Origin of the sequence: Actinoplanes subglobosus (genome assembly GCF_042650585.1) — a bacterium.
Classification (GTDB): domain Bacteria; phylum Actinomycetota; class Actinomycetes; order Mycobacteriales; family Micromonosporaceae; genus Actinoplanes; species Actinoplanes subglobosus.
Genome location: NZ_JBHSBL010000025.1, coordinates 116712 through 143299 on the forward strand (window position 1 = coordinate 116712; position 26588 = coordinate 143299).

Annotated in this window: 23 protein-coding genes and 1 pseudogene; 9 read left to right on the plus strand and 15 right to left on the minus strand. The window is 70.6% G+C overall.

Annotation, left to right across the window (positions count from 1 at the left end; translation table 11 throughout):
- Positions 1 to 15 precede the first annotated feature (15 nt).
- From ACFO0C_RS37900 to nfi, 8 genes and pseudogenes are all read right to left on the minus strand, one after another.
- Positions 16 to 219, minus strand: a complete 204-nt coding sequence (locus ACFO0C_RS37900; RefSeq protein WP_378071614.1) for a DUF397 domain-containing protein — start codon at positions 217 to 219, stop codon at positions 16 to 18.
- Positions 220 to 271: 52 nt separating this feature from the next.
- The gene (locus ACFO0C_RS37905) at positions 272 to 1120 is read right to left on the minus strand and encodes a helix-turn-helix domain-containing protein (protein WP_378071615.1); all 849 of its coding nucleotides are present in this window, start codon (positions 1118 to 1120) and stop codon (positions 272 to 274) included.
- A gap of 52 nt (positions 1121 to 1172) precedes the next feature.
- On the minus strand, positions 1173 to 2624 hold the full coding sequence (ahcY, locus tag ACFO0C_RS37910) for an adenosylhomocysteinase (protein ID WP_378071616.1): 1452 nt from the start codon (positions 2622 to 2624) through the stop codon (positions 1173 to 1175).
- Between the two features lie 867 nt (positions 2625 to 3491).
- The gene (gene manA / locus ACFO0C_RS37915) at positions 3492 to 4676 is read right to left on the minus strand and encodes a mannose-6-phosphate isomerase, class I (protein WP_378071617.1); all 1185 of its coding nucleotides are present in this window, start codon (positions 4674 to 4676) and stop codon (positions 3492 to 3494) included.
- Positions 4677 to 4939: 263 nt separating this feature from the next.
- Positions 4940 to 6163, minus strand: coding sequence for an SIS domain-containing protein (locus tag ACFO0C_RS37920; RefSeq protein ID WP_378071618.1), 1224 nt, complete (start codon positions 6161 to 6163; stop codon positions 4940 to 4942).
- 407 nt (positions 6164 to 6570) lie between these two features.
- Positions 6571 to 6738 (minus strand): annotated as a pseudogene (locus ACFO0C_RS37925) (Trm112 family protein); the annotation flags it as partial.
- Positions 6739 to 6782: 44 nt separating this feature from the next.
- Positions 6783 to 8162: a phosphomannomutase/phosphoglucomutase gene (locus ACFO0C_RS37930; protein ID WP_378071619.1), complete on the minus strand. Its 1380-nt coding sequence runs from the start codon at positions 8160 to 8162 to the stop codon at positions 6783 to 6785.
- 85 nt (positions 8163 to 8247) lie between these two features.
- On the minus strand, positions 8248 to 8901 hold the full coding sequence (nfi, locus tag ACFO0C_RS37935) for a deoxyribonuclease V (protein ID WP_378071620.1): 654 nt from the start codon (positions 8899 to 8901) through the stop codon (positions 8248 to 8250).
- Between the two features lie 69 nt (positions 8902 to 8970).
- Here nfi and ACFO0C_RS37940 point away from each other — a divergent pair, with 69 nt between their 5' ends.
- From ACFO0C_RS37940 to ACFO0C_RS37955, 4 genes are all read left to right on the plus strand, one after another.
- Entirely contained in the window at positions 8971 to 10224 is a 1254-nt protein-coding gene (locus ACFO0C_RS37940) for a GAF domain-containing protein (RefSeq protein ID WP_378071621.1), read from the plus strand.
- Between the two features lie 32 nt (positions 10225 to 10256).
- Positions 10257 to 11780 (plus strand): acetaldehyde dehydrogenase ExaC, encoded by a 1524-nt coding sequence (gene exaC / locus ACFO0C_RS37945; protein ID WP_378071622.1) that lies wholly within the window; start codon positions 10257 to 10259, stop codon positions 11778 to 11780.
- Positions 11781 to 11783: 3 nt separating this feature from the next.
- The gene (locus ACFO0C_RS37950; protein ID WP_378071623.1) at positions 11784 to 12158 is read left to right on the plus strand and encodes a DUF779 domain-containing protein; all 375 of its coding nucleotides are present in this window, start codon (positions 11784 to 11786) and stop codon (positions 12156 to 12158) included.
- Positions 12159 to 12372: 214 nt separating this feature from the next.
- A complete protein-coding gene (locus tag ACFO0C_RS37955) occupies positions 12373 to 13230 on the plus strand; it encodes a polysaccharide deacetylase family protein (protein ID WP_378071624.1) in 858 nt (285 codons plus the stop codon).
- Positions 13231 to 13403: 173 nt separating this feature from the next.
- Here ACFO0C_RS37955 and ACFO0C_RS37960 read toward each other — a convergent pair whose 3' ends face one another.
- On the minus strand, positions 13404 to 13766 hold the full coding sequence (locus tag ACFO0C_RS37960) for a DUF3499 domain-containing protein (protein WP_378071625.1): 363 nt from the start codon (positions 13764 to 13766) through the stop codon (positions 13404 to 13406).
- A gap of 185 nt (positions 13767 to 13951) precedes the next feature.
- On the opposite strand from ACFO0C_RS37960, the gene ACFO0C_RS37965 reads away from it, so the two are divergent.
- Positions 13952 to 14428, plus strand: a complete 477-nt coding sequence (locus tag ACFO0C_RS37965) for a metallopeptidase family protein (protein ID WP_109599658.1) — start codon at positions 13952 to 13954, stop codon at positions 14426 to 14428.
- Between the two features lie 7 nt (positions 14429 to 14435).
- Here ACFO0C_RS37965 and ACFO0C_RS37970 read toward each other — a convergent pair whose 3' ends face one another.
- The 3 genes from ACFO0C_RS37970 to ACFO0C_RS37980 form a co-directional block, all read right to left on the minus strand.
- On the minus strand, positions 14436 to 14696 hold the full coding sequence (locus tag ACFO0C_RS37970) for a WhiB family transcriptional regulator (RefSeq protein WP_093618567.1): 261 nt from the start codon (positions 14694 to 14696) through the stop codon (positions 14436 to 14438).
- Positions 14697 to 15030: 334 nt separating this feature from the next.
- Positions 15031 to 17520: a bifunctional FO biosynthesis protein CofGH gene (locus ACFO0C_RS37975; protein ID WP_378071626.1), complete on the minus strand. Its 2490-nt coding sequence runs from the start codon at positions 17518 to 17520 to the stop codon at positions 15031 to 15033.
- A gap of 105 nt (positions 17521 to 17625) precedes the next feature.
- A complete protein-coding gene (locus tag ACFO0C_RS37980; protein WP_378071627.1) occupies positions 17626 to 18474 on the minus strand; it encodes a hypothetical protein in 849 nt (282 codons plus the stop codon).
- 91 nt (positions 18475 to 18565) lie between these two features.
- On the opposite strand from ACFO0C_RS37980, the gene cofD reads away from it, so the two are divergent.
- From cofD to ACFO0C_RS37995, 3 genes are read left to right on the plus strand one after another with little or no spacing between them, the layout of a single operon-like run.
- The gene (gene cofD / locus ACFO0C_RS37985) at positions 18566 to 19516 is read left to right on the plus strand and encodes a 2-phospho-L-lactate transferase (RefSeq protein WP_378071628.1); all 951 of its coding nucleotides are present in this window, start codon (positions 18566 to 18568) and stop codon (positions 19514 to 19516) included.
- Positions 19513 to 20649, plus strand: a complete 1137-nt coding sequence (locus ACFO0C_RS37990) for a coenzyme F420-0:L-glutamate ligase (RefSeq protein WP_378071629.1) — start codon at positions 19513 to 19515, stop codon at positions 20647 to 20649. The genes cofD and ACFO0C_RS37990 overlap by 4 nt, the downstream gene beginning before the upstream one ends.
- A complete protein-coding gene (locus ACFO0C_RS37995; RefSeq protein WP_378071630.1) occupies positions 20646 to 21203 on the plus strand; it encodes an NUDIX hydrolase in 558 nt (185 codons plus the stop codon). The genes ACFO0C_RS37990 and ACFO0C_RS37995 overlap by 4 nt, the downstream gene beginning before the upstream one ends.
- Before the next feature lie 238 nt (positions 21204 to 21441).
- Here ACFO0C_RS37995 and ACFO0C_RS38000 read toward each other — a convergent pair whose 3' ends face one another.
- The gene (locus tag ACFO0C_RS38000) at positions 21442 to 22542 is read right to left on the minus strand and encodes a mannose-1-phosphate guanylyltransferase (RefSeq protein ID WP_378071706.1); all 1101 of its coding nucleotides are present in this window, start codon (positions 22540 to 22542) and stop codon (positions 21442 to 21444) included.
- Positions 22543 to 22582: 40 nt separating this feature from the next.
- Positions 22583 to 23728, minus strand: coding sequence for a glycosyltransferase family 4 protein (locus tag ACFO0C_RS38005; protein WP_378071631.1), 1146 nt, complete (start codon positions 23726 to 23728; stop codon positions 22583 to 22585).
- Between the two features lie 183 nt (positions 23729 to 23911).
- Between ACFO0C_RS38005 and ACFO0C_RS38010 the strand changes: the two genes are divergently transcribed.
- Entirely contained in the window at positions 23912 to 24637 is a 726-nt protein-coding gene (locus tag ACFO0C_RS38010) for a TIGR03089 family protein (RefSeq protein ID WP_378071632.1), read from the plus strand.
- Here ACFO0C_RS38010 and ACFO0C_RS38015 read toward each other — a convergent pair.
- Positions 24618 to 26576, minus strand: coding sequence for an acetoacetate--CoA ligase (locus ACFO0C_RS38015; protein WP_378071633.1), 1959 nt, complete (start codon positions 26574 to 26576; stop codon positions 24618 to 24620). The two genes, ACFO0C_RS38010 and ACFO0C_RS38015, sit on opposite strands and share 20 nt — an antisense overlap.
- Between the last annotated feature and the right edge of the window lie 12 nt (positions 26577 to 26588).

Below are 26588 nucleotides of genomic sequence, written 5' to 3' on the forward strand. Positions count from 1 at the left end.
GCACGCGATCAGCGATCACATGCCGGGCCGGTCGAACTCCCCTGCACGAACCCCTGCGATGAAGCCGGTCCAGTCCCGGGCGCCGAAGCTGAGCACCGGGCCGGTGACGTCCTTCGAGTCGCGCACCAGCACCGTGGCCGGTGCCTCGGCGACTTCGACACAGTGCCCGGCAGCGCCACTGCGGCTACTCTTGCGCCAGGTCAGCGTGGTGTCCTGCATGATGGTCTCCCTTGACGTGGAATGCTTCTCCATTGGACCCCACGTCGAGGAGTCAACGACCGATCCGATCCCTCGTCTCAGCGATGGCCGTTCGGCTCTCTTCTGGCGACAATGAGCGTTCCTGCAGGTCATCGAAGGCGTCGCGGTACACGTCGATCTCCTCCGGCTTCACCCGGAAGAGGCCGCCGGTCAGCCCTTCGATGTGCACCACCGGAGACCGGGTGCCGGGCGCGAACTCCAGGACCATGAACGACTCGATCAGCCCGGCGTGCGCGCCCGCCTCAAAAGGGAGGATCAGCAACTCGACTCCGGGCCGGCTGCTCGCCTCGTAGAGGCGGCTCAACTGGCGCCGCTGCACGGCCGGCCCGCCGATCTGGCGCAGCAGGACGCCCTCGTCGATGACGATCCGCAACGAAGGCGGCGGCACCCGGCTCATCGTGTTCTGCCGGCCCATCCGCAGCGCGAGGCGTCGCTGGATGATCGCCGAGTCGTCGATGTCCGCGCCGGTCTCGATCACTGCCCGTGCGTACTCGTCGGTCTGCAGCAGGCCCGGGACCACCTGCGCCTCCCACTCGAAGATCTGGACCGCCTCGGACTCCAGCGCCAGGTACTCGTCGTAGGGGTCCGGGACCGACGACCGGTACGGCGTCCACCAGGCCCGTGCCCGCCCGCGCCGGGCCAGGTCGCGCAGCCGCCCCCGATCCTCCACCGCGACGCCGTAGAGGGTGAGCAACCGGTCCAGGTCGGGCTCGCTGATGCCGGTGTGCGCGGTCTCGATCCGGCTCAGTTTCGACTCGGACCATCCGAGGGCGGTCGCGACGTCGACAGCACGACGCTCACCGCGGAGCCGGCGCAGTTCACCGCCCAGCTCCCGGCGTGCTGTCGACGTCGGCCTCGCCACGTGGCCACCATATCGACGCGGCGGCCCCTCGATGCAACTTGCACACCGGTCTTCAGTAGCGGTAGTGGTCCGGTTTGAAGGGTCCCTCGACCGCGACACCGAGGTATGCGGCCTGCTCCTTGGTCAGTTCGGTCAACCTCACGCCGAGTGCGCCGAGGTGCAACCGGGCCACCTTCTCGTCCAGCTTCTTCGGCAGCACATACACCCCGACGGGGTACTCCGCGGTCTTCGTGAACAGCTCGATCTGCGCGATCGTCTGGTTCGAGAAGCTGTTGCTCATCACGAACGACGGGTGCCCGGTGGCGTTGCCGAGGTTCAGCAGGCGGCCCTCGGACAGCACGATGATCGAGTGGCCGTCGTCGAACCTCCACTCGTCGACCTGCGGCTTGATGGTGACCTTCGCTACATCGGTTCGGCGCTGCAGCCCGGCCATGTCGATCTCGTTGTCGAAGTGCCCGATGTTGCCGACGATGGCCTGGTGCTTCATCCGGGCCATGTGCTCGTGGGTGATCACGTCGAAGCATCCGGTCGCCGTGATGAAGATGTCGGCGTACTCCACGACGTCGTCGATCGTCGCCACCTGGTAGCCGTCCATCGCGGCCTGGAGCGCGCAGATCGGGTCCACCTCGGTGACGATCACCCGGGCGCCCTGCCCGCGCAGCGACTCCGCACAGCCCTTGCCCACGTCCCCGTACCCGAACACGACCGCCACCTTGCCGCCGATCAGCACGTCGGTGGCCCGGTTGATGCCGTCGATGAGCGAGTGCCGGCAGCCGTACTTGTTGTCGAACTTCGATTTCGTCACCGAGTCGTTGACGTTGATCGCCGGGAACAGCAGCGTCCCGGCCTGCTGCATCTCGTAGAGCCGGTGCACGCCGGTGGTGGTCTCCTCGGTGACACCCTTGATCCCGGCCGCGGTGCGGGTCCACCGCTTGTCGTCCTCCCGGAGACTGCGCCCGAGCAGGGCCAGGATCACCGCATACTCCTCGGAGCCGGCGGTCTCCGGCGACGGCACCGCACCGGCCCGCTCGAACTCGGCACCCTTGTGCACCAGCAGGGTCGCGTCACCGCCGTCGTCGAGGATCATGTTGGGCGCCTCGCCGTCCGGCCAGAGCAGGACCTTTTCGGTGCACCACCAGTACTCGTCGAGCGTCTCACCCTTCCAGGCGTAGACCGGCACCCCCTTCGGCGCCTCCGGCGTCCCGTCCCGCCCGACGACGATCGCCGCGGCCGCGTGATCCTGCGTCGAGAAGATGTTGCACGACGCCCAGCGCACCTGCGCACCGAGCGCGGTCAGCGTCTCGATCAGCACGGCGGTCTGGATCGTCATGTGCAGCGAACCGGTGATCCGGGCCCCGCGCAGCGGCTGCGCCTTCCCGAACTCCTCCCGCAACGCCATCAGACCGGGCATCTCGTGCTCGGCCAGCTCGATCTCCTTACGGCCGAACGCGGCGAGCGACAGATCCGCGACCTTGAAATCACCGTCGGCAAGCGTGCCGGTCATCCGAGTCCCCCTAGGGCTGTCCGAAGCGAGCGGTTCACTCTAAGACGAGCTTCACCCCGAAAACCCCGATTTGGTACGACCTGAGCCGCCCCCGCAGTGACGGCTGGCGACCTCACGGTGGGCGAAGGCCTGCCTGGGCCGGGCACTCCCATCCCACACCGCTGTCAGCGGCCCGAGCGCGGCGTTCCTGTGGGGCGTCGGCGACAGCCCGGAGAAGGTTCATGTGGCCGCGCTCGGGAGACCTGGCCGGAGCTCCGGTTCACGGCCGACGACGTGCTGCGGCGCCCGGCCGAGACCGCCCGCATGGTCTTGGCCGCCCTGGCCGACCTCTCCGCTCGCGAGCCGTAGCCCACGCACCCCAGCCGGACCGGATGGCCTTCGTCGGCTACGGCTGGCGCTCTGTGGCCGCGCCGTGACGCCCGCCCGAACCGGCGGCGAGCCCACCCAGGGGCTGCCGGGCCCGGATAGCGAACGGGGCGACAGGTCGAAACCCGCCGCCCCGTTCATCCCCCCGGTTTGGTACCGCGCGCGTCCGTGGGACCCCCCGATCACCAATGACGCTGCGTGCTCTTAGATTCACACTCTGCAACCACCATGTCAAGTTATTTCCAGAAATTTCGGGCAGCTTTGCCATACAAAGCGTCACCGCCGAACGTCGAAGCGTCACCGCGAGACGCCAAACGGTGACCCTCGCCAGGGCTGACAGTGACCGCGCGGCGGCGCTTTCAGCGCGGCCGGCAGCTACTCGGCCCACCCGGCAGCCGCTCAGCCGAGACGGCGCCCCTCAGCCAAAGGGGCGGCATTCCTCAGCCGAGGACCGCGCTCCTCAGCTTGCGGCGACGCTCCTCGCCCGGGAACCGGCGCTCCTCAGCCAGGGACCGCGGCCACGAAGAGGCGACCGGTGCCGGCCACCTTGATCGCGCCCGCACCGGCCGGCACGTAGGCCGCGGTGCCGGGACCGAGTTCGACCGGGGTGCCGTCCTCGCTCTGTCCCGCGAACACGGTGCCCTCCGTGCACAGGACGATCCGCGGGCCCTTCGCGGGCACCTCGATCGGCGGGCGTGTCCCGTCCAGTTCGATGCGGTAGAGGACGAAGTCACCCACCGGCACCGCCCATGTCTCCACGCCCGGCTCGACCGTCGTCGCATGCAGCAGCGGATCGTGGAGGACCTCGAACCGCAGGACACGCAGCAACTCGTCCACGTCGACGCGTTTCGGGGTGAGGCCGCCGCGGAGCACGTTGTCACTGGCGGCCATCAGCTCGACGCCGAGCCCGTTGAGGTAGGCGTGCAGGTTTCCGGCGGGCATCCAGATGGCCTCGCCGGGGGCCAGCCGCACCAGGTTGAGCAGCAGCGCGACGAGCACCCCGGGATCGCCCGGGTAGTGGGCGGCCAGATCGGTGGCGAGCGTGAACGAGTCGGCATGCTCATGGCCGGGTGGAACCGCGCGGGCGGCGGCCACCACCTCGTCGATCAGCGCGTCCCGGTCGCCGGCGGGCCAGGTGAGCAGGAGGCGTACCGCCTCGGCCAGATCGTCGCCGCGCAGCGCGGTCACCACCGGCTCCAGGCGGGGCAGGCCCAGCTCGCCGATCACCGCGGCCGCGACGGCCGGGTCACGGAAGCCGCAGAGCGCCTCGAACGGCGTGAGGGCCACCAGCATCTCGGGCTTGTGGTACGCGTCGGTGTAGTTCTTCGGGGCGGCCGGATCGGCCTCCTGCCGGGCGTAGGCCATCTTCGCGTACTCGGCGTCGGGGTGTGCCTGCAACGACAGCGGGGCCCCGGCCGCGAGGACCTTCAGGAGGTACGGCAGTCGCGCCCCGAACGTCCGCAGCACGTCGTCGCCGAGTTGCCCGGCCGGATCGTCCCCGATCAGGTGGACGAGGTCGACCGGCCCGTCCGGGCCCGGCACGGTGGAGGGGTCGCCGGGATGCGCGCCGAGCCACAGCTCCGCCTCGGGCCCGTCACCGGCGGGGCGGCCCTGGAGTTCGGCGATCGCGGTTCGGGACCCCCAGGCGTACGGCCGGATGACTCCGGTCAAGGGATACACGGTCATACCCGGCAAACTAGCAGCTAACCGGCGCGACCGGGGGTCGCGCCGGTTACGGCTCGCGACGCCTCGAAGGCACCCGCGAACCGCCATGCCCCGGAGCCCTCAGGGAACCGGCCCGAGGACCACCGCACCTCGACAACCACCGCGCCCCGAAACCCCCGGGAACCGGCCCGAGGACCACCGCACCTCGACAACCACCGCGCCTCGGAGCCCCGCGAAAGGGGTCCGAGGGTCACGCCGGTGAAGGCGTCCGAGGACGCCGGGTGTCAGAGGCCCTCGGGGAGCGGGTTCGCGAGTTCCTTCATCTCGCTGATCGCCGGCACCGCCATCGGGTCCAGGCCGTGGGCCAGCGCCAGGTAGAGCGAGGCGTAGTCGGGCACCGCGACCAGTGAGGCCAGGCGCTCCAGGGTCGAGCCGCCCTCGGCGGTGAGCACGTCGCAGCGCACCCCACGACGGTCGGCGATCGTCTGGATGGCGTCGGCCCGCCGCTCCTCGACGGCGACCGGCTCGTCCGCGTCGTCCTCCGGGTTGAGGCCGCCGTCGCGGAAGACCACGAGCCGGAGCCGGGTCAGCGCCTGCTCGTCGTCTTCGTCGTCCGGGTCGGCGAAGATGTCGCGTGACGTCTCGGCGAGGCCACCGAACACGCCGTCGAGCAGGCCCACGCGGCCACGACCGGCCTCACCGAGCGCACCGGCCATCACCGGGTAGCGGGCGTTGGCGGCGAGCGTGTCACCGAAACGGCGGGCCGCGACGGTGGCCAGGGGTGAGGAGCCCCAGACGATCGGCACCGAACCGGCCAGGCCGAGGGCCAGCGCCTTCGCCGGGTTGACGAAGGAGTCGGCACCGGCACGGCAACGCTCGGCGTCGGCGTCGAGCCTGGTCGCGGTCTCGGCGATGTCCGCCTCGGCCAGCTTGGCGATGCCCAGCGCACGCCCGGCGAACAGCACCGGGATGGTCAGGCCCCACAGCGTCGCCCGCGCCGGAGCCCGGCGCGGCACCCCGATGAACGGGGCACGGGCCCGCTCGGCCAGCGCCTCCAGCTCGGAACCGGGATTGCCGATGGCGACCAGGCGCGCACCGCGACGGTGTGCCGCCTCGGCCGCGGCGAGAGCCTCCGGGCTGCGGCCGGAGGCGGAGACCGCGATCACCACGTCAGCCGCGCCGACCCAGCCGGGCACACCGGCGCTGCGGTGGCCGATGATCGGCACCGGGCAGCGGGGCCCGGCCACCGTTGACAGGATGCTGCCGGTCAGGCCGGCGGTGCCGATGCCGGCGACGACGACGGCACGCGGCCGGCCCTCGTCGGCGAGCATGGTCAGGTCGACCTCGGCGGCCAGCGCCGCCGACTCGCGCACCTGCGCACCCGCCGAGGCTGTGGCCCGGAGCATGCCGCCCGGGTCGTTGTCGAGCATCGTCTTCTCGTCGTTGAGCAGCGACTCATCGGCGATCCGGTGTCCGTTGACCCCGGCGCCGCCCCGTGGGCCCGCCATCACTTGGACTCCTTGTCAGCCGAGTCCGAAGAGGCCGCCGCGTCCCCGGCACCCACAGAGGCCGGGGGCGCGTCCTCGTCCGACTTCACGGCAGAGGAGGCCGGCGCGTCCGCGGAAGCGGCGGGAGCCGACGCATCCGAAGCGGCGGAGGACGACGAACCCGCGGAAACCGGCGCATCCCCGGAAACCTGCGAACCCGCGGAAACCGGAGCATCTGCGGAAGCCGGCGCATCCGGAGAAACGGAGGCACCGGCGCCCGGCGCGGAAGCAGCGGAGGACGCGTCGTCACCCGGCTTCTCGACGGAGGCGTCGGCCAGCGGACCGGCCGAGCGCGAGGCCGGCCCCCGGGTGGGGGCCGGCTCCGCCTCGGTGTCGGCCGGGGCCGCGGCGGCCGGAGTGGCCGGCCCCGGCTCGCGCGCCTCGTCGAGGAGCAGGATCGGGATGTCGTCACGGATGTCGAAGATCCGGCCGCACTCGGTGCACGTCAGCGTCTGCGCGCCCGCGTCGTACTCGAGGGGCGCGTGATGGGTGTCCGGGCAGGCCAGAATCTCCAGCAACTGCTGATCGAGCGCCACCGAGCTACTCCTAATCGCCGCGAAAGAACTAGGTCGAGGCGATCCTATCCACGAACGATGGCCAGGACCTCGTCACGTAGCTTTGCCATCCGGTCCGCGTCGGGGGCCTCCACGTTGAGCCGCAGCAACGGCTCCGTGTTGGACGCCCGCAGGTTGAACCAGGCACGGTCGCCGACCTGGAACGTCATGCCGTCGAGATCGTCCACCGAGGCGTCCGGGAAGGCGGCCCGCACCTCGGCGATCTTGGCACTCGCGTCGGCCACCGTGGAGTTGATCTCACCGGAGGCGACGTACCGCTCGTACTCGGCGGCGAACTCCGACAGCGGCTGGTCCTGGCCGCCGAGCGCGGCGAGCACGTGCATGGCGGCGAGCATGCCGGTGTCGGCGAACCAGAAGTCGCGGAAGTAGTAGTGGGCGGAGTGCTCACCACCGAAGACGGCGTTGGTCGACGCCATCTCGGCCTTGATGAAGGAGTGGCCGACCCGGCTACGGACCGGTTTCCCACCGTTCTCCGTGATGATCTCCGGCACCGCGGCCGAGGTGATCAGGTTGTGGATGATCGTGCTGCCCGGGAACTTGGCCAGCTCACGGGAGGCGACCAGACCGGTGATCGCGGACGGCGAGACCGGGTCGCCCTTCTCGTCGATGACGAAGCAGCGGTCGGCGTCGCCGTCGAAGGCCAGGCCGATGTCGGCGCCCTGCTCGCGGACCGCCCTCTGCAGGTCGACCAGGTTCTTCGGGTCCAGCGGGTTGGCCTCGTGGTTGGGGAACGACCCGTCCAGCTCGAAGAAGAGCGGCGCGATGGTCAGCGGCAGGGCGGGAAGCACCTGGTCGCCGAGGACGGCCGGGACGGTGTAGCCGCCCATGCCGTTGCCCGCGTCGACGATGACCTTGAGCGGCCGGATGCCGGAGAGGTCGACGAGCGACCGCAGGTGGGCCGCGTAGTCCTTGAGGACGTCACGCTGCTCGACCCGGGACGGGCCGTCGGCCTCCGCGTTGAGGTCGCCGAGCAGCTGCTGGGCGCGCTGCCGGACGACGACGAGACCGCTGTCCTGGCCGACCGGGCGGGCGCCGGCCCGGCAGAGTTTGATCCCGTTGTACTCCGCGGGGTTGTGGCTGGCCGTGAACATCGCGCCGGGCAGGTTCAGCGCGCCGGACGCGTAGTAGAGCTGGTCGGTCGAGGCCAGACCGATGTTGATCACGGCGGCACCGGCCGCGTTGGCCCCGTTGGCGAAGGCGGCGGCCAGGCTGGGACCGGACTCCCGCATGTCGTGGCCGATCACGATCTGGTCCGGCTCGTCACCGGACTCCCGCAACATCTCCACGAACGCCGTGCCGATCGCCCGGGCCACCGTCTCGTTGAACTGGTCCGGGACGATCCCCCGCACGTCGTACGCCTTGATGATCTGCGACAGATCAGTCACCACTCACTCCTCAGGAAAGTCCCCTTTGGCCCCGAGGGTAGCGGAGTGCCTGGTACTCCCACGTTTTAACCGCACTGCCGGGTGGTTAACTCAGATGATCCCTGCAAGCACGGTCCGCAACCCTGGTGGTCTCCGGCAACCGGAAACGCGGGGCCAGGCGGAGTGTCAGCGCACAGGCCCGGTCCAGGCCGATCCGGTGCCCGACGGAGACGAAGACGGGTTTGACCCCGGTCTGGGTGCGCAGCACGGCACCGACCGTCTCCCCCGCGTCGACGAGCGCGGACCGGGCGCCCCGCTCCGCACCGACCGGTTCCCAGTCTCCCACCAGCCGGGTCTTGCCGACGCCGAACGACGGGAGATCGGTGAGTACGCCGAGGTGGGCGGCGAGGCCGAAGCGGCGCGGGTGGGCCAGGCCGTGCCCGTCGCAGATCAGCACCTCGGGGCGGACGGTCAGCCGGTCGAGGGCGTCGAGCAGCGCGGGCACCTCCCGGAAGGCGAAGAGCCCCGGGACGTACGGGAAGGCCGGCACCCCGCGCACGACGGCGGTGTCGGCGACCGACAGATCGGCGGTGTTCAGCACGACCACCGCCGCGGCCAGGCGCGAATCATCCGCCGAGTAGGCGATGTCCAGGCCGGCGACGGTCGCCGGCAGCGCCGGACCGTCCTCGACGACCACGCGGGAACGCAACGCGTCCTGCACGGCGAGGGCTTCTTCTTCGGTACGGGGCCAGGGTTGCACGGCCCGCAGCGTAGGGACTGTTGTCACCTGGCGTGACGCGGGTCACGATGGGGGCTGGAGGTGCTGCCGGTGAACCCGTGGCTCGCGCTGACCCCCGGAGACGACCCCGCCGAGCGGATCCGGCTGATCGGTCGTGCCCACGAGCGGTTCCTGGCCGGGGAACTGCGCCCGGACCGGATGCGGCCGGTGGTCGCCGACTCCTGGGCACGGTCGGCCGCCTTCATCGGGGCGGACAGCACCGCGCCGATCGAGCTGGCCGACGACGATCTGGAGGCGTACCGGTCGGCGCACCCGCTGGCCCGGGTCATGCCGATCTTCCGGGACCTGCTGGGCGGCCTGGCCGAGGACGGCGATCACATGATGGCGGTCTGTGACGCGCACGGCCGTCTGCTCTGGGTCGAGGGGCATCCGGCCACGCTGCGCAGCGCCGCCTCGATGAACTTCGTGCCGGGCGCCCGCTGGGACGAGGCGCACGCCGGGACGAACGCGCCGGGCACCGCGCTCGCCGTCGACCACGCGCTGCAGATCTTCGCGACCGAGCACTTCACCCATCCGGTCCAGCGGTGGACGTGTGCGGCGGCCCCGGTTCACGATCCCGGCACCGGCCGGCTGCTCGGGGCCATCGACGTCACCGGCGGGGACCATCTGGCCAACCCGCACAGCCTGGCCCTGGTCCGGGCCACGGCGCTGGCCGCGGAGGCGTACCTGCGTCAGGTCGTGCAGATCCCCCGGAAACCGCAGGTCGCGGCACTCGGCCGGGACGAGGCCCTGCTCGCGGCCGGCGGCGACCGGCAACGGCTCAAGCGGCGGCACTCGGAGCTGCTGGTCCTGCTCACCGTGCACCCGGAGGGCCGCACCGGCGAGCAGCTGGCCGTCGACCTGTACGGCGACGACGTGAACCCGGTGACGGTCCGCGCCGAGCTGTCCCGCCTGCGCCGCATCCTGGGCCCGGAGCTGCTCGACTCCCGGCCTTACCGGCTGCGTGCCGATCTGACGACGGACTTCGGCACGGTGGCCCGGCTGCTGGACGCCGGGCGGACCGGGGAGGCCGTGGACGCCTATCCCGGCCCGCTGCTGCCGGCCTCGGACGCGCCGGGGATCGTCCGCCTGCGCCGGTTGCTGGACGACCGGCTGCGCGCCGCGATCCTGGAGGCCGGCGACCGGCGGCTGCTGCAGACCTGGCTGAACAGCCCGTGGGGCAGCGACGACCTGGACCTGTGGGAGGCGTACGCCGCACTGGCCCCCGCCGACCCGATGGCCGCCCGCCGGGTCGCCGCACTGAACCGGGAATACGCGTGCAACGTTGCTGCAACGTGGCCGTAACTAGGGTCCGCCCCAAATGAGGAGGCGAGACCGTGACCATCTATACCCCGCCCGGTTCTGAGGGCTCGATCGTCAGCTACCAGTCGCGCTACGACCACTACATCGGTGGCGAGTACGTCCCGCCGGCCAAGGGTCAGTACTTCACCAACCCGTCCCCGGTGACCGGGCAGATCTTCTGCGAGGTCGCCCGCGGCACCGCCGACGACGTGGAGAAGGCCCTGGACGCGGCACACGCCGCCGCGCCCGGCTGGGGTCGCACCTCCCCGACCGAGCGCGCCAACATCCTCAACCGGATCGCCGACCGGATGGAGCAGAACCTCGAGAAGCTCGCGGTCGCCGAGGCCTGGGAGAACGGCAAGGCGGTACGGGAGACGCTGGCCGCCGACATCCCGCTCGCGATCGACCACTTCCGCTACTTCGCCGGCGTCATCCGCGCCCAGGAGGGCACCGCGGGCGAGCTGGACGAGGACACTGTCGCCTACCACTTCCACGAGCCGCTCGGCGTGGTCGCGCAGATCATCCCGTGGAACTTCCCGATCCTGATGGCGGTCTGGAAGCTGGCGCCCGCCCTGGCCGCCGGCAACGCGGTGGTGCTGAAGCCGGCCGAGCAGACCCCGGCCTCGATCCACTACCTGTTCTCGCTGATCGGTGACCTGATCCCGGCCGGTGTGGTGAACATCGTCAACGGCTTCGGCGTGGAGGCGGGCAAGCCGCTGGCCAGTTCGAGCCGGGTGGCCAAGGTCGCGTTCACCGGCGAGACCACCACGGGTCGCCTGATCATGCAGTACGCCTCGGAGAACCTGATCCCGGTCACCCTGGAACTCGGCGGCAAGAGCCCGAACATCTTCTTCGAGGACGTCAGCCGGGCCGACGACGACTTCTTCGACAAGGCGCTCGAAGGCTTCGCGATGTTCGCCCTCAACCAGGGCGAGGTCTGCACCTGCCCGTCCCGGGCGCTGATCCAGCAGGGCCACTACTCGGACTTCCTGGCCGCCGGCGTGAAGCGGGTGGAGAACCTCAAGCAGGGCAACCCGCTGGACACCGACACCCAGGTCGGCGCGCAGGCCTCCAACGACCAGCTGGAGAAGATCCTCTCCTACCTGGACATCGGCCGGCAGGAGGGCGCGCGTGCCCTGGTCGGCGGGGCCAAGGCGGAGATGCCGGGCGACCTGGCCGGCGGCTACTACGTGCAGCCGACGATCTTCGAGGGCCGCAACAACATGCGGATCTTCCAGGAGGAGATCTTCGGGCCGGTGGTCTCGGTCACACCGTTCGGCGACTTCGACGACGCGATCAAAATCGCCAACGACACGCTGTACGGGCTGGGCGCCGGCGTCTGGACGCGGGACGGCAACCAGGCGTACCGGGCCGGGCGGGCGATCAAGGCCGGGCGGGTGTGGACGAACTGCTACCACCTCTACCCGGCGCACGCGGCGTTCGGCGGTTACAAGCAGTCCGGCATCGGGCGGGAGAACCACCGGATGATGCTCGACCACTACCAGCAGACCAAGAACCTGCTGGTCAGCTACTCGCCCAAGGCGCTCGGGTTCTTCTAGGCCATGGGCGCGACCAGGGTTGACGTGACTCCCGCGGCTGCCGACATGATGCGGCAGCTGCGGGGGCAGCACGGCCCACTGATGTTCCACCAGTCCGGCGGCTGCTGCGACGGCAGTTCGCCGATGTGTTACCTGGAGGGCGAGTTCCGTACCGGCGGATCCGACGTGCTCTTGCAGTCTCTGGCGATCGAGGGGGTGCCGGAGCCCATCACGTTCTGGATGTCGGCCAGTCAGTTCGAACTCTGGAAGCACACGCACCTGACGGTGGACGTGGTCCCCGGCCGCGGCTCCGGCTTCTCGCTGGAGGCGCCCGAGGGCGTCCGGTTCCTCATCCGCTCCCGCCTGCTCACGACACAGGAGCTGGAGGAACTCGGCTAATCCGTTCGTGGGCGGGGCCTACCGGGCCTCGCCCACCACCGGGGTAGACATTCGAGACATTTACCACCTTGACCGACCCCATCGGCGCACCGCGATCGATCTGCGGCGAAACTTGACGCATTACCGGATTCGCGCCAACCAAACACACGGTAGTGGCGACCCGCGCCGATTCGAGGCATCCTCGGCAGTCGCCACACCGACCTGGGGAGGTCTCTTGATACGGCTGTCGCACACCCGCAAGGCCTTCGCGATCAGCATTGCCCTGATCATGACGGGTCTGGTCGGCCAGGCGACCGCGGCCACCACCACGGCCCAGCCCGCGCCGAGTGTTTCGCCCGCCGAGCCGCCGACATCACCGTCAGTGACCACTTCGGAGCCGGCACCCCAGCCCTCCGCCACCCCGGCGTCCCAGCCGCCGAAGGGCCGGACGGAGAGCGTCCCGATCGTCAAGCCCAAGGGCAAGACCGGGCCGGCCGGCAGCCTCATGACGACCGGATCCAAGGCAGTCGCGCTCACCTTCGACGACGGGCCCGACCCCGATCTCACCCCCAAGCTGCTCAGACTCCTGGCCAAGGAGAAGACCAAGGCCACGTTCTGCCTGGTCGGCACCCAGGCGCGACGCCACCCCGATCTGGTGCGCGCGATCGCCAAGAGCGGCCACAGCTTCTGCAACCACTCGTGGAACCACGACCTCAAACTCGGCAAGCGCTCCCATCAGGCCATCCGCGCCGATCTGGAGCGCACCAACGCGGCCATCCGCGCCGCCGTCCCGAACGCGAAGATCCGCTACATGCGCGCGCCCGGCGGCAACTTCACGCCGGCCCTGGTCCGGATCTCGGCCGAGATGGGCATGCACTCGATCTACTGGAAGGTCGACCCCCGTGACTGGGACCAGCCACGGACCGAGTCCCTCAACTCCCACCGCGACAAGATCATCCGATCGGTGAAGAAACACACCCGCCCGGGCTCGATCGTCCTCTCCCACGACTATGCACAGCCGGCCACCATCGACGCCTACCGCACGCTGCTGCCCTGGTTGCGCAAGCGGTTCCAGCTCGTCGCCCTGACCTGACGGCCGGCTCTCACCCGGCCCGGGACAGCAGGAAAGACCAGCCGGGTTCTCGGTGAGGGACCGCCTCAGCCCGAAAGACGCGCTGGCGGGCCGGACGGGCCGGAGACCTCGCGGGGTAGCCCGGGACGGGCTCGTCTGCGGTCGAGGGCGGGGTGGCCCGTACCGGAAAAGGGTCAGTGCGAGGGCGGGATCACCCGGAGATGACCGCGGCGGCCCGTCTGGTGACCGGGGGTGTGGTCGTTGTCGTCCGGGCGCGGAGCGATCGGCCGGGCGGCTTCGCGGACGGCCTCGGCGAGTGCCACAAGGTCGTCGGTGGTGGGGGGCGGGGGTGCGAAGTCGCCGTCGTGGCGGACGAGTTCCCAGCCTCGGGGGGCGGTGAGGCTGCGCGCGTGCGTCTCGCACAGGTCGTAGGTGTGCGGTTCGGCGAACGCGGCGAGGGGGCCGACCACGGCCGTGGAATCGCCGTAGACGTAGGTCAGCGTGGCGACCGCCTGCCGGGGACAGCCGTTCCGGGAACAACGCCGTGGTGACCTCACGGCGGCAACTTATCTCCCCGTTCGCGATTCTGGGTCGTGTTGCCTCGCGACACGCCGACCGGAGCGCGTCACGATTCGGCGATGGTCGTTGTAAACGCCGACCCGTTGGGGCGAATTAACGGCGCGGACACACGATGCGATCGGGCTGACCACGTACTCCGGCCGAGTGGAGATACGCTGGCCGCGTGACGACCAGTCCTGAACGCCGCCGGACCGACGGCAAGGCGACGCGCAGCACCGGTCCGGGTCATCCCGCACGGCGGGACCGGCACGGACGGGGACTGCGCGGCCGCCTGGTGCCGGCGACCGTCCCACTGGCCCGCACGAAGGCGGAGATCTTCGACGACCTGGTGCTGGACACCGTCGAGAGCCTGGAGCGCCGCTACGCCAAGGAGCTGGCCGGCGTGGAGTTCGCCGTCGAGGACGTGCCGCCCGAGCTGAACGTCTACGACTCGGACGTGCTCGAGGACGGCGAGGTGCCCCTGGCCCGGCTCCTGCCGGGACGGCCCGGGCGGCATGAGCTGCCGCCGCGGATCGTGCTCTACCGGCGCCCGCTGGAGTTCCGGGCGATGGATCGGGAGGACCTCGCCGACCTCGTCCACGACGTGATCATCGAGCAGGTTGCCAACCTGCTCGGGGTGGATCCGGACGAGCTGGCCTGACGTCTGCTCAGGCCACGCGTCGTTTCAACTTGCGACGTTCACGTTCGGACAGTCCACCCCAGATCCCGAAACGTTCGTCGTGGCCCAGCGCATACTCCAGACACTCGGCTTTCACATCACAGCGGCCGCAGATGCGCTTGGCCTCGCGCGTCGAGCCGCCCTTCTCAGGGAAGAAAGCCTCGGGATCGGTCTGTGAACACAGCGCCCGCTCCTGCCACTCGGGCGCGTCCCCGAGCAGGTCTACCCCTTCAACCTGCGTCGCTTCCATCGGCGTGCCTCCAAATTCCGCGCCGGCACGAAGCCAGCGCTGACCCCCCACGCACGCGGCGTGTTTTTGTGGGTACGACGCCTTTGTGCCACATCGTCCCCACAACCCCACCAAAATTACACGCGTGTAAGACGTGCGTCGTCAAGCCGAACCTGCTAAATGGGCCCGTTTCCGCACCACTGGGGAGCGGATGACAGGCCTGTTTCAGCCCTATCGCTCCAAGCCGCCGGAAGGTAACGCGAAGCCGGACCCTCGCGTCCAATTTAACCCGTTTTGTGACCTTGCGGCAGCGGGTCCCCCGACCCGGGTCCGCCGAATGGATCATGTACCCCGATCAGCGCCGTCCGTACACCGTGGTGCGTTCCACCGCCGGACGCCCCGCGGACGCCGCCAACTCCTTCAACTCCGCGACCGTCCTGGCAGAACCGTGCTCCGAACCCGCCATCCTCGAGATCGTCTCCTCCATGAGAGTGCCCCCCAGGTCGTTACAACCTCCGTTGAGCATCACGCGGGTACCCTCATCGCCGAGTTTCACCCAGGAGCACTGGATGTTGTCGATCCGGCCGTGCAGCAGGACCCGGGCCATCGCGTGCACGACCCGGTTCTCCCTCCAGGTCGGACCCGGACGGGCGATACCGGCGAGGTAGATCGGCGCGTTGGTGTGGATGAACGGGAGCGCCACGAACTCGGTGAAGCCACCGGTGACGTCCTGGATGCCGGCCAGCACCCGGAAATGGCCCAGCCACTGGCGCGGGTGGTCGACGTGGCCGTACATCATGGTCGAACTGGACCGGATGCCGACCTGGTGCGCGGTCGTCACCACCTCGGCCCACGTCGACGTGGGCAGCTTGCCCTTGGTCAACACCCAGCGCACATCGTCGTCGAGGATCTCGGCCGCCGTACCCGGGATGGTGCCGAGACCCGCCTCCTTCAGTCCGGTCAGCCACTCCCGCAGCGACACACCGGCCTTCGCCGAGGCGGTGACGATCTCCATCGGGGAGTACGCGTGGACGTGCATCCCCGGCACTCGCTGCTTCACCGCGCGAACCAGGTCGGCGTAGGCCGTGACCGGCATCTTCGGGTCGATGCCGCCCTGCATGCAAACCTCGGACGCGCCGTCGCGCCACGCCTCCTCGGCACGGTCGGCCACCTGCTCCACCGACAGCCGGTACGCGTCGGCGTCCTTCTCACGCTGGGCGAACGCGCAGAACCGGCAGCCGACGTAACAGACGTTCGAGAAGTTGATGTTGCGGTTCACCACGTACGTGATGTCGTCGCCGTTGACCTGTTTCCGCAGGTCGTCGGCGATCCGGGCGAGTTCGTCGAGGGCCGGGCCGTCAGCGTTGAACAACGCCATCGCCTTGTCCTCGTTCTTCTCCAGGAGCAGAGCCGCCGGATCCTCCGAGGCCAGCTTGAGAGCCGCGAGCACGTCGGTCGGCATGGTCGCCGGGGCGCTCTTGACGTGGGCGGCCACCTCGTCCCAGTCGCCGTAGACGTCGTCGAAGTCGGAGCGGCGGTCCTCGGTGCGACCCTCCTCGTCGATGCTCTTGAAGAGATCGACACGACCACCGCCGAACGCCTCGTCGGGCTCCTGCCACTTTCGCCCCGTCGGGTTCGTCCCGATCCTCGCCAACCCGTCGTCCTCGGCCAGCGCGGCCACGTGGCTCTTGATACGCGGGTCGAGCCAGCCTTCGTCACCCCGGCGGACGTACTCGGGGTAGATGGTCAGGCGCTCTCGCAGGACAAACCCGGACTTTTCCGTTTTTTCGGCAAGGAGGTCGATCTGCGGCCACGGACGCTCCGGATTCACGTGATCGGGTGTCACCGGGGAGACACCGCCCCAGTCGTCGATCCCGGCCCGCAGGAGCAGCGAGAACTCGTCGTCGATCAGATTGGGCGGGGCCTGGATGCGCGCCCGCGGGCCCATGATGATCCGCGCCACCGCCACCGTGGCGGCCAGCTCGCGCAGCTCCGCGTCGGGCATCCCGCGCATCGCGGTGTCCGGCTTGGCGCGGAAATTCTGCACGATCACCTCCTGGATGTGCCCGAACTCCCGGGCCACCCGGCGGATCGCGAAGAGCGAGTCGACCCGCTCGGTGAGGTTCTCCCCGATACCGATCAGGATGCCCGTGGTGAACGGCACACCGACCCGGCCGGCGTCCTCGAGCACCCGCAGACGGACCGCGGGCTCCTTGTCGGGCGACCCGTAGTGCGGCCCGCCCTTCTCCGACCACAGCCGGGTGGCGGTGGTCTCCAGCATCATGCCCATGCTCGGCGCGACCGGCTTGAGCCGCTGCAGCTCGGCCCAGCTCATCACCCCCGGGTTGAGGTGCGGGAGCAGGCCGGTCTCCTCGAGGACGGCGATGGCGCAGGCCCGCACGTAGTCGAGGGTCGAGTCATACCCCCGCTCGTCGAGCCACTGCCGGGCCGCCGGCCACCGCTCCTCCGGCCGGTCACCGAGGGTGAACAGCGCCTCCTTGCAGCCCTGCGCGGCGCCCTGGCGGGCGATCTCGAGGACCTCGTCGCGCTCCAGGAACGGCGCCGGCAGCTTGTGCGGCACGGTGGCGAACGTGCAGTAGTGGCACCGGTCCCGGCAGAGCCGGGTCAGAGGGATGAAGACCTTGCGGGAGTACGTGACGACGCCCGGCCGCCCGGCCTCGCGCAGGCCGGCGTCCCGGATGCCACCGGCGATCGCCAGCAGCTCGTCGAACTGAACGTCGCGGGCCGTGAGCAGCGCCACGGCCTCATCGGCGTCGATCGCTTTACCGTCGGCGGCGCGGCGCAGAGCGCGGCGGATGCTCGCCTCGGTCGGTACGGGTTCCACGTTGACCTCTACCACGCAAAGCAGCCTAGGCCGGAATCGTTTCGACTGCTGCTACGGCTGCCGGCCCGGAACGTGTCATGGGACACCCTCCGGGCCGGGTGGCGGTCACTGGCGCGGCGGATCCTGGGCGGCCGGGCCGAAGCCGGGACGACCCTCGGGCAGCACCTCCGTCCGGTCGGACGGCGGCTGGACCGGCGGGGCCGGCGGGGCGGACGGGACCGGCGGCGGCACCGGCTGGGTGGGCTCGGCATAGGGCACGGCCGGCGGCGGGGTCGGCGCGGCGCCCCAGGCGGGCGGCGGGACGGCCGGGTACTGCCCGTAGGGCGCGGGCGGCACGCTGAACGGCTGTGTGGCGACCGGAGGGGGCGTCGGGGTACCCGGCGGGACCGGGCCGGGCGCGGGGGCGCCATAGGGCTGCTGCTGACCGTATCCGGGCGGCGGGCCGTACTGGTAGGGCTGGCCGTACACACCCGGCTGCGGCTTGACCGTCGGGTAGAAACCGAGCCAGATCTGCAGGATCGCGTAACCGGCCACACCGAGAACCGTGAGCCACGCGACCCGGACCAGCAGCGCGTTGAACGCGGCCGCGGCATCCTGGGCGGCGATCCCGCTCACCCCGAAAAGCAGTCCGAAGATCACTCCGAAGAAGGACGCCACCGCGTACTCCCCCAGCGCGACCATGGTGATCAGCCGCGCCTTCGGGTGGACCGGCTTGACACCCAGCGACAAGAGCACCGCCGCGAGCGGGAAGAAGACGATCTCCAGGTTGACGAACGATCCGAAGCTGTACCGCGTCCGCGAGGTGAAGTCGTCCCCGAACAGGCTGATGACGGCCACGAAGAGGAACACGGCGGGCGCCGCGATCAGGGCGTAGGCGGCCAGGTCACGCAGGGGCCTCAGGAACTGCCCGACGGTCTTCGCGGCGGCCGGATCCGGCTGCTGTGGTGTGGTCACGGTTGCTCCCGGTGCGGTAGATCGAAGTCGGCACAGAGTAAACCGATACCCGCCGGCCGAGGGGACGGCGCGGGTGCGGGAGGATGGGTCCATGCGGATCGTGGTCCTTACCGGGGGCATCGGTGGTGCCCGTTTCCTCGTCGGCGTGCGTGCTCACGCCCGGGCGATCGGCGCCGAGGTCACGGCGGTCGTCAATGTCGGAGATGACGTGCGGATGCACGGCCTCCAGATCTGTCCCGACCTCGACTCGGTGATGTATACGCTGGGCGGCGCCGCCGACCCCGAGCGTGGCTGGGGCCGGGTCGGTGAGACGTGGGTGGTCAAGGAGGAGCTGGCGAAGTACGGGGTGGAGCCGTCCTGGTTCGGTCTCGGTGACAAGGACACCGCCACCCACCTGGTGCGCACCACCATGCTGAACGCCGGTTATCCCCTCTCCGCGGTCACCGCGGCCCTCTGCGAGCGCTGGCAGCCCGGCATCACCATGCTCCCGGCCACCGACGACCGCCTGGAGACCCACGTGGTCGTCGACGTCGACGGCGAGCGCAAGGCGATCCACTTCCAGGAGTGGTGGGTCCGCCACCGCGGCGACGTGCCGACGCACAACTTCGTCTTCCGGGGCGCCGACACCGCCAAGCCGGGCGCGGGTGTCGTCGACGCGATCGGCGCCGCCGACGTGATCCTGGTCGCCCCGAGCAATCCGGTGGTGAGCATCGCGCCGATCCTGGCCGTGCCCGCGCTGCGGGAGGCGGTGACGAGCGGTTCGGCGCCGGTGGTGGGCGTGTCCCCGATCATCGGCGGCTCCCCGGTCCGCGGGATGGCCGACAAGTGCCTCGCCACCCTGGAGGTCGAGGTGAGCGCGGCCGGCGTCGGCCGGATGTATGGTCCACGCGCCGACGGCGGCCTGCTGGACGGCTGGCTGATCGACACGTCCGACGAGGGCGCGCAGGTGCCCGGCGTGCGGACCCGGGCGGTGCCGCTGTGGATGCGCGACGAGGAGACCACCGCCCGGATGGTCGCCGACGCTCTGGACCTGGCCCGATGACCGGCAGCCCGCTCGACGGTCTCCAGATCCTCCCGGTCCGCGGGATCGGCGACGTCACCGCCGGCGACGACCTGGCCCATCTGATCGTCACCGCGGCACCCTGGATCGCTGACGGCGACGTCCTCGTGGTGACCAGCAAGATCGTGTCCAAGGCGGAGGGCCGCCTGGTCGAGGTCCCGGCCGACGGCCCCGAGCGTGACGAGGCCCGGGAGCGGGTGCTCGCCGGCGAGACGGCCCGGGTGGTGGCCCGCCGCGGTCCCACGTCGATCGTGCAGACCCACCACGGTTTCGTGATGGCGGCCGCCGGCATCGACGCGTCGAACGTGGACAAGACCCATCTGGTGCTGCTGCCCGAGGACCCGGACGCCTCGGCTCGCCGGCTGCGCACCGACCTGCTGGCCCGCGGGCTGGACGTGGTGATCGTCGTCTCCGACACGATGGGCCGGGCGTGGCGCAACGGCCTGACCGACGTGGCGCTGGGCGCGGCCGGGATCGAGGCGCTGCTCGACCATCGCGGCCAGGTCGACCCCTACGGCAACGAGCTGTCGCTGACCCAGATGGCGGTGGTCGACGAGCTGGCGGCCGCGGCCGAGCTGGTCAAGGGCAAATGCGACCGGGTGCCGGTGGCCGTGGTGCGCGGCTATCCCCGTTCCGGCGAGGGTTCCGGAGCCGCGGTGCTGATCCGCGACGCCGAGAGCGACATGTTCAGCCTGGGCACCGCCGAGGCCCGAGCCGCCGGCCTACGGGCCGCCGCCACGCTCACGTCGCCTCCCGCCGGCCCAGCCTTTCCCGCTGCCCCTTCAGCCGACCCGGCCACCTCCGCCCCCGCCGACCCGGCCATCTCTGCCCGCCCTTCCACCGGCTCGGCCGCCCCCGTCTCCCCTTCCGGCGGCCCGGCCGTCTCGGCGGCCGTGGTGAGGGCTCTCGGCAGCGTCGAGCACCTGCTCACCGCCCGGGTCGAGCGGCGGCCGGGCAGCCTTCGTCTCACGCCGTCCCATGGCGGGGCGGCCGCGCTGATCCGCACCGGAACCGAGGCTCATCGTCTGCGGGCCGCCCTCGCGGCCGAGGGCATCGAGACGACCGCGGTCATCGACGACGAGGGCGTCACCCTGAACTACGGAGAATCGGCATGAGCGCCCTCTACGAGAACACCGTCGACGTGCTGAGCACCTGGACGGCCACCTCCGCCGACGCCGAACTGGCCCGCAAGCGCACCCTGGACCTTCTGGCCGACGGCCCGGTCGCGATGACCCGCGCCCACCGGGCCGGCCACGTCACGGCCAGCGCCCTGATCGTCGGCGACGACAGGCGGGTCCTGCTGTGCCTGCACGGACGGCTCGGCCTGTGGATGCAGCTGGGCGGCCACTGCGAGGAGGGCGACGCGACGCTCGCCGCGGCCGGTTTCCGCGAGGCGACCGAGGAGTCCGGCATCCCCGGCCTGATCCTCGACCCCACGCCGATCGACATCGACATCCACGAGGTCAGGTGCGGCCCGCGGGACGGCGCTCCGGCCGAGCCGTCGGTGCATTACGACGTACGGTTCCTGCTGCGGGCCCCGGCCGGCAGCGTCGAGCGCATCAGCGACGAGTCGTCGGACCTGAAGTGGTTCCACCCGGACGCGCTGCCGTCACCGCTGGCCTCGGGCACGGTCCAGCAGATCGCTCCGGCCCTGGCCCGCCTCCGCTGACCGCACCCGCCGTCAGCCCGCCTCCGCTGACCGCACCCGCCGTCAGCCCGCCTCCGCTGACCGCACCCGCCGTCAGCCCGCCTCCGCTGACCGCACCCGCCGTCAGCCCGCCTCCGGTGACCGCACCCGCCGGCGGCGCGCCTCCGGTGGCTGCTCCGATCCACTTCATGGACAGCGCCGCCCGCGGACGGATGCGCCTGCCGGTCGGCGGTCACATCCGTGCGCGGGCGGGACCGGACTAGATGTAGCCGTGCTGGCCGAGCTCCTTCAGATGGTCGACCAGTTGCTTGACCTCCTGCGCACGCTCGCGCGGGCACACCAGCACCGCGTCGGGCGTGTCGACGATGACCAGGTCGCGGACGCCCATGGCGGCGACCAGGCGGCCGGACGACGGGACGACGACCAGGCCCTCGGTCTCGCGCAGGAGCACGGTCGGCTGGTCCTCGCCGGTGTCGTGGCCGACGACCACGTTGCCGGACTGGTCGGCGGTGAGCACCTCACCGAGCGTGTGGAAGTCGCCGACGTCGTTCCACCCGAAGTCGCCGGGTACCGTGCCGACCCGGCCGACGGCGGCCGCGCCCTCCATCACCGCGTAGTCGACGGAGATCTTCGGCAGTGTCGGCCAGACGTCGCCCATGACGACCTCCTGGTCGGCGGTCCCCCACGCCGAGGCGATCCGGCTGACACCGGCGGCGAGCTGCGGCTGCTGACGGTGCAGCTCGGCCAGGAAGGCGTCGACCCGCCACACGAACATCCCGGCGTTCCACAGGTAGTTGCCGGACTTCACGTAGCTCTCGGCCACGTCGTACGACGGCTTCTCCTTGAACTCGTCGACCTTGACCAGCGGGCCGTCGCCGACCGCGGCACCGCATTGCAAGTAGCCGTACCCCGTCTCGGGCCTTGTCGGTGTGATGCCGAGGGTCATCAGCAGACCCTGGCGCGCACCGGTCATCGCCTGCCGGATGACGGCGGCGAAGGCCTCCTTGTCGGCGATCAGGTGGTCGGACGCGAAGGAGCCCATGATGGCCTCCGGATCGCGGCGGGCGATGACCGCGGCGGCCAGGGCTATCGCCGCGCAGGAATCGCGTGGCGACGGCTCGACCAGCACGTTCTCCTCGGGCATCGCCGCGAGCTGCCGGGACACCGCGGCCGCGTGGGCCACGCCGGTCACCACGAACACCCGATCGGGGGACGTAAGAGTGTCCAGCCGGTCCACCGTGGCCTGCAACAGGGAGGCCTCGGTGCCGGTCAGCGGATGCAGGAACTTGGGATGACCGGCGCGGGACAGTGGCCAGAGACGGGTTCCGGTGCCCCCGGCAAGAACCACTCCGTACAACACGGCCTGTTCGTCGCTCATGCGCGGAAAGTTTAGTAGATGATCAAGATGCAACCCGATTCCACGTTGTTACATGTACCTCCGCGCTGGACTCCCAGGTGAACTCTTTCGCCCGATCGAAGCCGGCCTTGGCCAGAGTGCGGCGGCGATCCTCGTCGTGCAGCAGGTCGGCGAGGTCCTCGGCGATCCGCTCGGGGGTCTCGGTCGTGTATGCGACAGCGTCGCCACCGACCTCGGGAAGCGACAGACGCGGCGTGGTGAGCACCGGCGTACCGCAGGCCATCGCCTCCAGGATCGGCAGGCCGAATCCCTCACCGAACGACGGGTAGCAGGCCACCAGGGCGCCGCCGAGGAAGCCGGGAAGATCCGCATACCGCAGATAGCCTGGTCGCAGCAGCCGCAGGTGGGGCGGGACCTCGGCCACCGCGCGGTCGATGTCGTCGTCGTGCCCCTGACCACCGGCGATCACCAGGGCCGGCGGGTGCGGCCAGTCAGCGACCGCCCGGGCCCAGCCGCGGATCAGGTTGGGCACGTTCTTCCGGGGCTCCTTGGCACCCAGGAACGCGACATAGCCCGAGTCACCCAGGCCGAGCCGGGCCCGGACCCGCGCCTTCTCGTCCTCGGCCGGCGTGTGGAAAGCCGAGTGGTCGACACCGTGATACGCCACGTCGATCCGGGTCGGGTCGGCGTCGAGCAGGCGGATCAGCTCGTCGCGGGTGGCCTTGCTCGGCACGATCACGCGGGCGGCCCGGCGCAGCGACGTCTTGATGGCGCTGCGGAAGAAGGTCCGTTTCGTGTTGTCGTAGTGCTCCGGCTCGGTGAAGAAAGTCGCGTCGTGCACCGTGACCGTCACCGGGCAGCCCACCCGCAGCGGGCAGGTGTAGAACGGCGAGTGCAACACATCCGCCCCGACCTGCTGGGCGAGCAGCGGCAGACCGGTCTGCTCCCAGGCCAGGCGGGCCGGCCGGTGGACGATCGCCGCCGGGCCGGGGATCACCTCGGCACCGGGCAGCATGCGGCGGTAACGCTCCGCATCCGATCGCTGGGAAACGACGGCCAGCTCGACACGGCCGGGGCTCTGCTGCCCCAAAGCTCCGAGGAGACCGTCGACGTATCTGCCGACACCACCTCGGTCAGCGGGGACGCTCGTGGCGTCGACGAGCACTCGCGGGGGGCGACCGGGGGTCACGAGGCATCTCCTTGGCAGCTCTGACGTACCGATGCGGTGGTTCTGCCATACCTGTACGGCGACGACACCACCGACGGTTCGAGGGTACGCCGGGAAGGCTTCGCGAAGGTGCCCGCGACACTGCCGATCGTTGCGCTCCTTCCAAGGCCACTACTGTCCGTGATCCGCCTACGCTGTGAAGCGATGAACACGACGATCCCGCAGGTTTTCGCGAAGGCGGTCGGGCGTGACCCCGCCGCCCCGCTGCTGACCTGGTACGACGATGCCACCGGTGACCGGACCGAGCTGTCCGGCACGACTCTCGACAACTGGGTGGCGAAGACCGCGAACCTGCTGGTCGACGGGGTCGGCCTGGGCCACGGCGACACGGTGGCCCTGGTACTGCCGCCGCACTGGCAGACCGCCGCGCTGCTGCTCGGCGTGTCGGCGGCCGGCCTGGCCGCTGATCTGGGTGGTGACCCGCAGCCGGTCGAGGCGCTCTTCACCACCCCCGGGCTGCTCGACGGGGCGGCCGGCTGGTCGACCCTCGACCGCTATGTGACAGGTCTGCTCCCGCTGGCCATGCCGCTGCGCACCCTGCCCGAGGGGTACGCCGACTACGTCACCGAGGTCCGCAACCACGGCGATCACTTCCGCGGCGAGCCGGTCGGGTCGGCCGACCGGGCCCTCGCCGGTTATGTCGAGTTCAGCCACCAGGAGGTGATCGAGGCGGCGGCCGAGCGGGCCGCCGAGCTCGGCATCGAGCCCGGCGCCCGGGTGCTGATCGACACCGCGCGCTATCCGGACGCGAACGACTGGCTGCTCGCCCCGCTCGTGGCCGGCGCCTCGATCGTGCTCTGCGCCAACCTGGACGAGTCGAAGACCGCGGCGCGGGCCGACACCGAGAAGGTCACTCTGACGCTGGCGTGACCCGCTCGGCGTAAAGCGTGGCGAAAGCGTTGAGGGAGTCCGGGTTGGCCAGGGCTCCCTTGGCCGCCGCGGACTCCACCGGGGTGCCGGTGAGGATCCGCTTCACGGGCACCTCCAGCTTCTTGCCGGACAGGGTGCGCGGCAGCTCCCGTACCTGATAGGCGGCGTCGGGCACGTGCCGGGGCGAGAGCGAACCGCGCAGCTCCTTCGCGATGCGCGCGCGCAGCGCGGCGTCCAGCTCGACGCCCTCGGCCGGCACCACGAACAGCAGCAGTTCGCCGTTGGGGTCGTCGGGCCTGTCGAGATGGACGACGAGCGAGTCGGCGACCTCCGGCAGCCCCTCGACCACCGAGTAGAACTCGGCCGTCCCGAGCCGCACACCGCCCCGGTTGAGGGTGGCGTCGGAGCGGCCGGTGATGACGCAGCTGCCGTCCGGGTCGACGGTGATCCAGTCGCCGTGCCGCCAGACACCCGGGAAGACGTCGAAGTAGGCCTCGCGGTAGCGGGAGCCGTCCTGGTCGTTCCAGAACCCGACCGGCATGCTCGGCATCGGCGCCGTGATCACCAACTCGCCGAGCTCACCGACGACAGGCGTGCCCACCGGGTCGAATGCCTCCACCCGCGCGCCCAGGACGCGACAGGTGATGACACCGGCCCGGACCGGCAGCAGCGGCACGCCGCCGACGAAGCCGGTGCACACGTCGGTGCCGCCGGACAGGGAGACCAGCTGCACATCGGGGCTGACCGCCTCGTACACCCAGGCCCAGCCCTCCGGTGGCAGAGGCGCGCCGGTCGAGCCGAGGCCCTTGAGTGCCTTGCGCGGCTCCAGGCCGGCCTTGCGGCAGGCCAGCAGGAACGGCGCCGACGTGCCGAAATAGGTGATCCCGGCGGTGTCGATCAGGTCCCACAGCGTGTCCAGCGAGGGCCAGCCGGGGTTTCCGTCGAAGAGCACGATCGAGGCACCCACGGCCGGGCCGCTGACCAGGTAGTTCCACATCATCCAGCCGGTGGTGGTGAACCAGAAGAACCGGTCGCCGGGGCCGAGGTCGTGGTGCAGCGCCAGGATCTTGAGGTGCTCCAGCAGGATGCCGCCGTGGCCGTGGACGATCGGTTTGGGCAGGCCGGTGGTGCCGGAGCTGTAGAGCACGTAGAGCGGCTGGTCGAACGGCACCGGCTCGAACTCCAGCGGATCGGCACCATCGAGCTCCGCCCAGTCGCCGCCCGGGTGGAGGTAACCGATGGTGACCACGTGCTCGATCGACGGGATCGCCTCCCGGATCGCCGTGATCTCGCCGCGCCGGTCGATGTCCTTGTCGCCGTAGCGGTAACCATCGGTGGCGACCAGCACCTTGGGCTCGATCTGGATCCACCGGTCGATCACGCTGCGGGCACCGAACTCCGGCGCGCACGACGAGAAGATCGCGCCGAGACTCGCCGTGGCGAGCATCAGCACGTAGGTCTCCGGGATGTTCGGCGCATAGGCGGCGACCCGGTCACCCTTGCCGACCCCCCGGGCCTTCAGCCCGGCACGGACCCGCCGGACCTCTTCCCGAAGGCTGCGGGCGGTCAGGGTGACCGGTTCGCGCGATTGGGAGTACGCGTGAACGACCGTCTCGTCGTCGGCGATGCCCGGCATGCGCAACACGTTCTCGGCATAGTTGAGCGTGGCTCCGGGGAACCAGCGCGCCCCCGGCATGCCCTCGGCCTCCAGCACGGCCGTCGGCGGCGTGTGCGACACCACCCCGGACCAGTCCCAGATGGACTGCCAGAAGGCGGGCAGGTCGGTGACGGACCACTCCCACAGCGCGGCGTAGTCGGCGAAGACGAGGCCCCGCTCGGACTCCAGCCAAGCGAGATAGGCCCCGATCCGGGAGGTCTCCCGGACGTCCGCCGGCGGCTCCCACAGCACTGTGCCCGCCGTCACCACACCTGTCGTCATCACCACACCTTA

What these genes read in the sequence shown, in the direction of transcription:
- manA (WP_378071617.1), bottom strand. Translation starts at nt 4,676, where the DNA reads ATGACCGTGTATCCCTTGACCGGAGTCATCCGGCCGTACGCCTGGGGG.
- ACFO0C_RS37990 (WP_378071629.1), top strand. Translation starts at nt 19,513, where the DNA reads ATGACCGGCAGCCCGCTCGACGGTCTCCAGATCCTCCCGGTCCGCGGG.
- ACFO0C_RS37920 (WP_378071618.1), bottom strand. Translation starts at nt 6,163, where the DNA reads ATGGCGGGCCCACGGGGCGGCGCCGGGGTCAACGGACACCGGATCGCC.
- ACFO0C_RS38015 (WP_378071633.1), bottom strand. Translation starts at nt 26,576, where the DNA reads ATGACGACAGGTGTGGTGACGGCGGGCACAGTGCTGTGGGAGCCGCCG.
- ACFO0C_RS37995 (WP_378071630.1), top strand. Translation starts at nt 20,646, where the DNA reads ATGAGCGCCCTCTACGAGAACACCGTCGACGTGCTGAGCACCTGGACG.
- ACFO0C_RS37900 (WP_378071614.1), bottom strand. Translation starts at nt 219, where the DNA reads ATGCAGGACACCACGCTGACCTGGCGCAAGAGTAGCCGCAGTGGCGCT.
- ACFO0C_RS38010 (WP_378071632.1), top strand. Translation starts at nt 23,912, where the DNA reads ATGAACACGACGATCCCGCAGGTTTTCGCGAAGGCGGTCGGGCGTGAC.
- ACFO0C_RS37950 (WP_378071623.1), top strand. Translation starts at nt 11,784, where the DNA reads ATGGGCGCGACCAGGGTTGACGTGACTCCCGCGGCTGCCGACATGATG.
- ahcY (WP_378071616.1), bottom strand. Translation starts at nt 2,624, where the DNA reads ATGACCGGCACGCTTGCCGACGGTGATTTCAAGGTCGCGGATCTGTCG.
- ACFO0C_RS37970 (WP_093618567.1), bottom strand. Translation starts at nt 14,696, where the DNA reads ATGGAAGCGACGCAGGTTGAAGGGGTAGACCTGCTCGGGGACGCGCCC.
- cofD (WP_378071628.1), top strand. Translation starts at nt 18,566, where the DNA reads ATGCGGATCGTGGTCCTTACCGGGGGCATCGGTGGTGCCCGTTTCCTC.